Annotated in this window: 2 protein-coding genes; both read left to right on the top strand. The window is 39.0% G+C overall.

Annotated features, from left to right (window positions below; all coding sequences use genetic code 11):
- Positions 1-205: 205 nt before the first annotated feature.
- The gene (gene istA, locus MNY27_RS10765) at positions 206-1,780 is read left to right on the top strand and encodes an IS21 family transposase (protein ID WP_346392331.1); all 1,575 of its coding nucleotides are present in this window, start codon (positions 206-208) and stop codon (positions 1,778-1,780) included.
- A complete protein-coding gene (gene istB / locus MNY27_RS10760; protein WP_346392330.1) occupies positions 1,777-2,517 on the top strand; it encodes an IS21-like element helper ATPase IstB in 741 nt (246 codons plus the stop codon). Before istA ends, istB begins: the two co-directional genes overlap by 4 nt.
- The last annotated feature ends 102 nt before the right edge of the window (positions 2,518-2,619 follow it).

Here is a 2,619-nt window from a genome sequence, read left to right as displayed (position 1 = left end):
TGTAGGCACGCATCCCATTTGGCCACCCCGCGCATTTTGATTTGGCCAGCGCGCGCATGAATACTTGGCCACCTCACGCACTTGTTATTTGGCCACTTTTTCTTCTTGATGCGTATATAAGTTTGAGTTAAGCAAGAGAATATTCTTCAATACTATAATGCACCTAATTTAAAAAGAAGGTGTGTGAGAAATGAGGAAAATATCTATGAGTAAAATTAAAGAGGTGTTGCGATTAAAATATCGTAATCAACTATCAAACAGACAGATACAGACCATGACAGGAGTATCTCGTAACAGTGTCGCCAATTATACAAAGAGCTATATAGCACTTAATGCACCCCTCGATGAAGTTTTATCCTTAAGTGATAAAGAACTCTCCGAACTTTTTGTCTCGAGTAAACCTAAAAAACACCCTGCAGATCGTCTGGAAACTATCCACCCAGATTGGAATGAAGTCAAACAGGAGCTCTCAAAGAAAGGGATGACGAAACTACTGCTATGGCAGGAGTATAAAGAGAAAAATCCTAATCTTTACAGCTACTCTCAGTTTAACCGTTACTACGCGAAATATGTTAAAAAACTCAACCCATCTATGCGACAGATACACTACAATGGAGATAAACTCTTTGTAGATTACAGCGGGCTTACTATCCCTATTGTCAATCAAGTGACAGGCGAGATCTCAAAAGCCCAAATTTTTGTCTGTGTCCTTGGTGCAAGTGGATACACCTTTGTGCATGCCACTCCTACACAATCAACCAAGCACTTTATAGAGTCACATGTGCAAGCCTTTCATTTTTATGGAGGTGTGCCAAACATATTAGTGCCTGATAATCTAAAAGCAGCAGTGATCTCAAATAAAAAAGGTGTGGTAAAACTCAATGAGAGCTATGCAGATATGGCAAGATACTACAATGTTGCCATAGAGCCTGCACGCCCATATAAACCACAAGATAAATCCAAAGTAGAACTTGGAGTAAAAGCGATACAGCGATGGATTCTGATGAAACTGCGTCACCATACATTTTTCAGTGTTGATGAGCTAAATCAACAGATCAATCTGCTGCTTGATGGATATAACAATAAGATAGTTCGCCGTCTTAAAAAAAGCAGAACAGAGCTCTTTGCATTGCTTGATAAGCCATATCTGCACCCACTTCGCAGTAATCAATACATTTTTAAAGAGTTTAAACGCGCTACGGTAGATGTTACCTATCATGTAGAGTTAGAGGGAAGCGGATACTCTGTTCCATACATTCATATAGGCAAAAAAGTAGATATAACCTATACAAGTACATCTGTGATAATTTCACTAGCTGGAGAGATAATCGCACACCATCCAAAAATGTCACAGCGTTATCATGACTCAACGATACTCTCACATCTACCAGATGAGTATCAGCGTCAATATGAAAAATGGAATCCAAGAAGAATCCTCAATTGGGCAAACTCTATCGGCATCTATACAACTGCACTTATGGAATCCATCATGAATAAACGAGAACATCCTGCAAAAGCCTATAGAGCCTGCATTGCAATTTTAAGCTTTTCAAAAACATATGGAAACCATGCTTTGGAGGGTGTTGCCACAGTAGCTTTGGATGTTAACAACTACAAGGTGGCATTTATAGAGTCAATGCTAAAAACAAAAAGCTATTTACTGCATAATCAATCAACTGCAAGTGCAAACAACACCTATATGAATCAACATGAAAATATCAGAGGCAGTGCTTATTATGCACAACAACTGAGTAAAAACAGTGAGGTGGTAGAGTCATGATAACACTCCCTACAGTATTAGAACAGGCAACAGCACTTTCTCTCTCAGGGTTTAAATATGCACTGCAACTGCAAAGTGAAGATGCAAACTACACATCACTCTCTTTCGAAGAGAGGCTCTATCATCTCTTTGAAGCAGAGATAAATCAGCGAAAAGACAAACGCATCGCAAGGATGCTCACCCAAGCAAAACTCAAAGATAAAAATGCTTCCCTTGAAGCGATAGACTATACTGCAAAAAGAAAACTTGATAAGTCACAGATACTCTCATTGGCGAGTTGTGACTTTATCAATAAATCTCAAAACATCCTTATAAATGGTCTCACTGGAACGGGGAAAAGTTTTATTATGCAGGCATTGGCAAGACGCGCTATCTCTCTTGGATACTCCGCAAAATATTATAGGATACCTGCACTCCTTGAAGAGATTAAAATGGCACGACTCGATGGTAGCTACACAAAAACGCTTGCAAAAATCTCAAAATTTAAACTTCTTCTACTTGATGACTTTGGTATTACACCGCTCAAGGGAGATGAGATTAATGATCTCTTTGAAGTTGTTGAAGAGAGAACCTTCAATGGTTCACTTATTATTACAGCACAACTGCCAATAAAAGAGTGGTATGCATATTTGGGTAATGAAACAATAGCTGATGCTATGATGGATAGGCTCATTCACACTTCACACAAAATTGAACTCAGCGGTCCATCTATGAGAGAATTACTTGCAAATCAGTAATTTATTTGGCCACCCTATGCTACAATGTCGTAAGAATATTTTTTAGCACTCAAGTGGCCAAGTGTTAATGCGTACGGGTGGCCAAGTTGATGCGTATCTACA

This window comes from Sulfurimonas sp. NWX79, from assembly GCF_039667035.1.
Classification (GTDB): Bacteria; Campylobacterota; Campylobacteria; order Campylobacterales; family Sulfurimonadaceae; genus Sulfurimonas; species Sulfurimonas indica.
The sequence above is the reverse complement of the archived record's forward strand: the minus strand, read 5'-3'. Positions and strand labels throughout refer to the sequence as shown.

Bases quoted from the DNA above. Each gene is read 5' to 3' on its own strand.
- istA (WP_346392331.1), top strand. From the start codon at position 206: ATGAGTAAAATTAAAGAGGTGTTGCGATTAAAATATCGTAATCAACTA.
- istB (WP_346392330.1), top strand. From the start codon at position 1,777: ATGATAACACTCCCTACAGTATTAGAACAGGCAACAGCACTTTCTCTC.